Source organism: Exiguobacterium sp. UBA7533 (genome assembly GCF_002479335.1).
Taxonomy (GTDB): Bacteria; Bacillota; Bacilli; order Exiguobacteriales; family Exiguobacteriaceae; genus Exiguobacterium_A.
In genome coordinates, this window is the sequence record NZ_DLMP01000007.1 from 1 (window position 1) to 6,275 (window position 6,275).

The 6,275-nt window shown below is 45.9% G+C and carries 3 protein-coding genes and 1 pseudogene; all 4 read right to left on the reverse strand.

Going from position 1 to position 6,275, the window contains the following annotated elements; genetic code table 11:
* Window positions 1-351, reverse strand: a pseudogene (locus tag B2U10_RS11060) (histidine kinase); the annotation flags it as partial.
* Entirely contained in the window at window positions 332-709 is a 378-nt protein-coding gene (locus tag B2U10_RS11065) for a response regulator (RefSeq protein ID WP_035409361.1), read from the reverse strand. The pseudogene B2U10_RS11060 and the gene B2U10_RS11065, both read right to left, overlap by 20 nt.
* Before the next feature lie 198 nt (window positions 710-907).
* Complete coding sequence (gene addA / locus B2U10_RS11070) at window positions 908-4,459, reverse strand: helicase-exonuclease AddAB subunit AddA (protein WP_290773535.1); 3,552 nt, start codon at window positions 4,457-4,459, stop codon at window positions 908-910.
* Window positions 4,456-6,275: PD-(D/E)XK nuclease family protein (locus tag B2U10_RS11075; RefSeq protein WP_290787737.1), on the reverse strand; the 1,820-nt coding region annotated here is incomplete at its 5' end. The genes addA and B2U10_RS11075, both read right to left, overlap by 4 nt.

Below are 6,275 nucleotides of genomic sequence, written 5' to 3' on the forward strand. Positions count from 1 at the left end.
TCTCGAGGACTGGGCGAATGCCTTTCCTTGATCGTAGATTGCATTTTTTTCGAACCAATCCGTTTGCTGAGCAATCTTATCTTGTTGAGCCATGACTTGGGTATACAATTCTTCATTTCCCATCAAGGCATAGCCACGCATGTTGAATTGAACATCCTGCCATTCTTCCCATAGAGCCCCTGCGCGTGCACTGCGATCTCGGATGTCTTCTAATTTCGCCCGTGTCGCTTGCAATTTCGTATCCGTGTAGTTGTAGACGATCAATGATGAAATCATCAATGTAGCTAATACGACATAAAAGGATGCCATAAGTTGGCGTCCGATTTTTCGATTAATCCACTTGGTGATCACTCAATATTCCTCCTACTACATCAATCAACTCAAGAGGACTAAAGGGTTTCGAAAAGAAGTAGTTTGCACCGATTTCTTCCGCGCGCTCTCGATCAGATTGTTGACTTTTAGCGGTCAACATCATAATTTTCAAGTGTTGCTTATCTGGATGTTGTCGAACTTTTTCGATGACTTCGATTCCTGTCATCCCAGGCATCATGTAATCCAACAGAACGAGGTCATATTCCGTGTTCATGATTTTTTGATATGCCTCGTCTCCGTCCGTCGCTTCATCAATCGTATATCCTTCATCTTCTAGTGTATCAAGTACCAACATACGTAAGACATCTTCATCTTCTGCTAATAAAATACGTGCCATCTATTAAAACCCCCCAAAATTATCCATCATTAAAGTGACATATCTTCTTTATTTTACACAGTTTTTTCACAATAAGAAACGGAAATCACTCCATACCTTGATTTTATTCCTTTATTCCTCATCCCTCTTTCGAACTATACTAAAACCTCCCTCGCCTCTACCTGAAGTAGGAGGACAAGAGAGGTCTCAGTCGTAAAATTAAACTAAATCAATCGTTTCTCCTAAAGCAAAAGCATAAATGACTTTCCGCGAGATTCGAATATGAAGAATAGCTTCTAATGCTTCTTGGTATAGATTCAATTGAGTCGCATACCGTTCACGTAACACATCAGCAGGTGTCTGTCCGACTTCCGTCGTAACGATTTGATCCGATTTATAGTCGAGTAAGATATATGACTCCCCATCCTGAATCAAGCAGTCGACGATTCCCTGCATGACTGCGTCATCCACTGGACCCGTCCAGTCTTTCCGAAAACGTGATGCTCCGATTTTATACGTAAACGGTAACTCTCGATAGACGTGGTTTGTCCGTAGTCGTTCGCTGAACAATTGTCCGATCTCGGAGTCTAGGAACTCTTGCAACTGTGGTGTTGCTTCCCGCATCGTCGTCGCTTCGATAGGTGTGATTCGTTCCATCGTTTCCCATTGATCGATCTGTTCTGAAATCGCTGTATCCGGTTTGTATAATTGCATCGCTAGGTGTAGGACCGTTCCTCGTTCCGCTCCACTAAGTACAGGTCCAAGGAATTGTGGCGTTCGGTAATACGTCGTCTGGCGATACGTCGTTTCAAATGCTGCGCGTTCCAACTGTTCCGCGCGCTTCAGTTCCGTAACGGTCTGTTTCGCTGCCGTCTCTGTCGCGAGTAGATGCGGATACTGATACGAAAATGCCGATTCAACGATTTCTTTGACGTGCGTATTGACGGGCACATCAATTTTTTCAAGCTTTTGGACGTGTTCGAGTTGCTCCACGAGTGTTGAGATTTCTTGATACGGTGCTAACTCCTCTAAAGACATCATGCGAATCGACCAGTTCGTCTCATCCGGACGTAGTAAACTACTGCGTAAGACTGCCGGAACGACCCATTCCGCATAACTCTTCGCTTGGCGCCGGTCATTTTCAGGTAGTAAGACTTCGTCGAGTGGCGTCATCTGCCAGGCCACCATTTGATCTTCTAAATCCTTGACTGTCCCGACGAGAATTAATTTTTCCTTCGCTCGAGTCATCGCAACATACAAGACGCGCATCTCTTCTGCCTTCATCTCGCGATCCATTTCCCGACGGATGACTTCCTTCAGTAGCGTTCCAGATCGCAAACGACGAATCGGATCAATGGCGTCTAGAGCAATGCCATACGTCTTATGCAACTGAATGGCCTGCATTTGATCCTGTTTGTTGAATTGCTTCGTCAATTGGCTGACAATCGTCACGGGGAACTCGAGTCCTTTCGATTGGTGGATCGTCATGATTCGAACGACGTCCTCGTCTTCTCCAAGCGAACGGGCTTCTGCGAAGTCTTCTCCTCGTTCGATCAACCGATTGATCAGGCGTAGAAAACGATATAGCCCACGATAACCGGACGTCTCATATTGCTTTGCCCGCTCATATAAGGCATTTAAGTTAGCTTGACGACTTCTGCCTCCAGCGAGACAGCCGACATACTCAAAATAGCCAGTCTGATCAAACAATGATCGAATGAAGGCAGGAAGCGCACTCCCACGTGCTTCGGTTCGCCATGCTTGAATCTGACGGATGATCTCGTCTATTCGAATACCAAGTGCTGATTCCTCTGTCGCCATCGCGAGTGCCGCCTCATAAAAGCTTCCTTCTTTTTGTTTTGCTCGAATCCGCCCTAGATCACGGTCCGCCACACCGAAAATCGGCGATCGTAACAGACTGGCGAACGGGATATCTTGAAGTGGATTATCGATTGTCTTGAGTAACGCCATCATGATTTGAATTTCCGTCGCTTGGAAATATCCGCCCGTCGTATCTGCATAGACCGGAATCTCATACTGTTCGAGTACTTCAACGAGTGCCTGAACACGCTTGCCGCGCGAACGGGCCAAGACGACGATGTCACGGTATTCGCATGTCCGGAATCGGTTCGATTTCGCATCGTAAATCAGATGTGGATGTTTAGAGTCGACGAGTTCTAGAATTCGTGTTGCAATCGCTCGTGCTTCAACTTCTTCTTTTTCACTATCAAGCGGATCAATCAAGAGTAATTCAGGGTCGACTTGCTCTGATTCTAAATAACTTAAATTACCGAGTCGAAGGTGCGCCGCTTCATCGTAATCAATTTCTCCGACTGTCTCATCCATGACTTGGCGGAAGATTTGATTCGTTCCATCCAACACCTCGAGGCGACTGCGGAAGTTCTTTGTTAAATCGATGCGTGTTCCGACGTCGGTCTGCTGGAATCGTTTGAATTTCTCCAGGAACAATCCTGGTTCTGCATGTCGAAATTTGTAAATGGACTGTTTGACATCACCGACCATGAATAGATTCCCTGTTGCCTCGTCCGTTTTCGAAACCAGTTGAATGATGCGTTCCTGGACTTCATTCGTATCTTGGTATTCGTCGACCAGTACCTCAACGAAGCGTTCCTTTAGAAGTTTTGCCACATCCGACGGTTGTCCCTCTTCCGTCAAGATCTCTAATGCAAAATGTTCAAGATCCGAAAAATCAACAATTCCACGTTGTTGTTTCGCTTCGAGATAATCATTTGCGAATTGACGCACGAGTGTAACAATCGTTTCTACATGTCGGAGCTGTGATCGTAAATCCTCCAAGTAATCGACACCTGTTTTTTGGACAAACAGTTCTTTCATTTTCTTGAATTCTGCAACGAGTCGTGTCCGCTCTGTCTGGAACGGTTTGATGCCTTCATCTCCGCGCGGACTTTTCCAACGACCGAATTCTACTGCTTGAAACGCAAGAGCAACCATCGACCATTGCCGTACTGACGTTTCAAGTACTCCAAAAGGAGCGATATCCTGTCGCATCATCTGTCCCATTTCCGTATATCCGGACTGTTCCAATTCAAAAGCAAGTTCTCGATAACGTCCTAGTAGATTCGACAACGTCTCCCATTCCAGTTCGACCAATCGTTGCATGAGCGGAGACTCATCCGGATCGATTGGTTGATCGTACTGATTGATTAAATGCGCATAAAACGCTTCCGGATCAGGTAAGGATCGAGAAAAACGGTAGAGATTTGAAATCAGCGAAAGCATCGCTTGATCGTCCCGATCTGATGTATAACTATCGATCAAATCATAGAATCCCGGATCCTCAGAGGCATAGAACGACTCAAAGACCGCTTCTAAGACATCATCTTGCAGTAATAACAGTTCAGATTCGTCAGCAATCCGAAACGCCGGATCCAAACCGATCCGGTAATAATTCTCACGTAGAATCGATAGACAGAATGAATGGATCGTCGTAATTTGTGCCCGGTTCATTAATTGACGTTGTTTTTTTAGATACAGATCATCCGGTGCCTCTTTGATACGCTGATCCATGACCTCAATGACTCGCGTTTTCATCTCACGCGCTGCTGCATTCGTAAAGGTAGCAACAAGAATCCGATCCGCCGACAACTCATCTTCGGGATCGATCAATCGTTGCGTCAGCCGTTCGACGAGGACAGCTGTTTTCCCTGATCCAGCAGCTGCTGAGACTAAGATATGTCCTCCCCTTGCTGAAATGGCTTGTTGTTGTTCTTCCGTCCAACGCACGCTCATTCTTCATCCTCCTTCAATCGTTCCAGTACCTCTTTTTCAGACATCGGTTTTAATGGACGATATTGATTTCCGAGTGATTCATCGAATTGACAGACTGAACGATATTCGCAGAAACTACACGGTGTCCGTTCCTGATAATCGAATGGATTGATTGCAATATCCCCATCATAGATATCTTGACTGCTGTCTTTTAATGCCTCCCACGCATGATCCATCAGTGCCGATAAATCTGCCTCTTGTACAACACCCTTCGTCTGTGATTTATGCAGTCCATTTTTCGTGAAGGTCACTTTGACGAGTGGGGATTTTTTTCGTTCATCGTATGCAATATGATCCATCGCTCGCAGTACCTCATCATTCTCGAGAATGACGCCTTGCATCTGATAGGACTCGAGTAATAGTCGATTACGTTCTGCTTCATCAGCAGATAAATCGCCTCGTAGCATCGGATTTTTAACATGGAAATACAGCGCACCAGCAGGTTTTGCCTGCTGTTGATACAGCAGCTCTGACTGTTCCACGACTGTTTTCAAATACAGCAACATCTGTATGGCGAGTCCGTAATAGATTTCCGCAAAATCCAGTCCTCGTGCACTCGACTTATAATCTATGATACGGACGTATAACTGGTCACCGATCATCGCCTGATCAATACGGTCAATGCGTCCTGTGAATTCAATTTCCGTTCCGTCTGGTAGCGTAAAGCGTAATGGTGGAAACGTCGCATTCCCAAAACTGATTTCAAATAGATCTGGTTCAAAATCCGTTCGCTTCGCCTGCTCGACGAGCATCTTAGCGGTCTGTTCGACGACATCCGTCAACTTTTTCTTGATATAACCAAATCGACTTGAGCTCATCAAAATTGCATTCTGGATTTCTGGTGTCACCTTTTCAACAGCTTCCTTCGCAAGTGTTCCACATGTCTCACTATCGAGCTCGCGCCAGTGCCGTCCGGAAGCTTTGATACTGAGCGACAGATCATTTAATGCGCCGTGGAACAGATTTCCGATGTCCGGCGCTTCGAATTTATAGAGCTTTCGCTCGCGTAAACGAAGTCCATACCGAGCAAAATGTTTATACGAGCAAGCATTATACGTTTCAAAACGCGAAACGCTCGCTTGCAGAGACTCGCCATATAAGCGATGCGCCAACCCTTCCGGTAACGCTTCCGCTTGATTTTGATAGAACAAGGCACTTGAGAATAGACCCATTCGTTCGCGTCCTTGTCCGTTTTCAAGAAGTGAATTATATACTTGAAACCAAATTGGCTGAATCGGATAACGTCGTTGCAAACGGCGGAGTTCAATCGCCGTCGCTGCTGCCGCGCGATCGGGACTCGTCACGAAATCGAGTTGTTCTTGCGGTGCATGTTCGCCAGCCTCCGCAAACTGTGTTTTGATCGGACGATCAAGCAACAGTTGCCGCTTCAATTGTTTCGTAATTGCTGCCGGCTGCAACGCCTTTCCTTCTTCATCGACAAGCGCATAACTGACATACAATGCTTCACTTGGAGCCATCATCCCTTGATACAGATAAAATAGTTCATCATCAAACACATCGAGGGACGCTTTTCCGACCGGAATACCATGTTCATGTAAAAAGTCATGATCATTTTCGGACAGTAACTTCGATTGATCTTGGACGAACGGAATCAGACCATCATTCGCTCCCAGTAAAAAGACGACTTTCATTCGTTGCAATCGTCCACGCACATAATCCGTCGCAATGACTTGATCAAGCGATGGGGGGACAAGTGCAAAACGCAGACTCTCAAGTCCTGTCTCGACCATTTGGACGAACAAGTCCGTTGATAAAG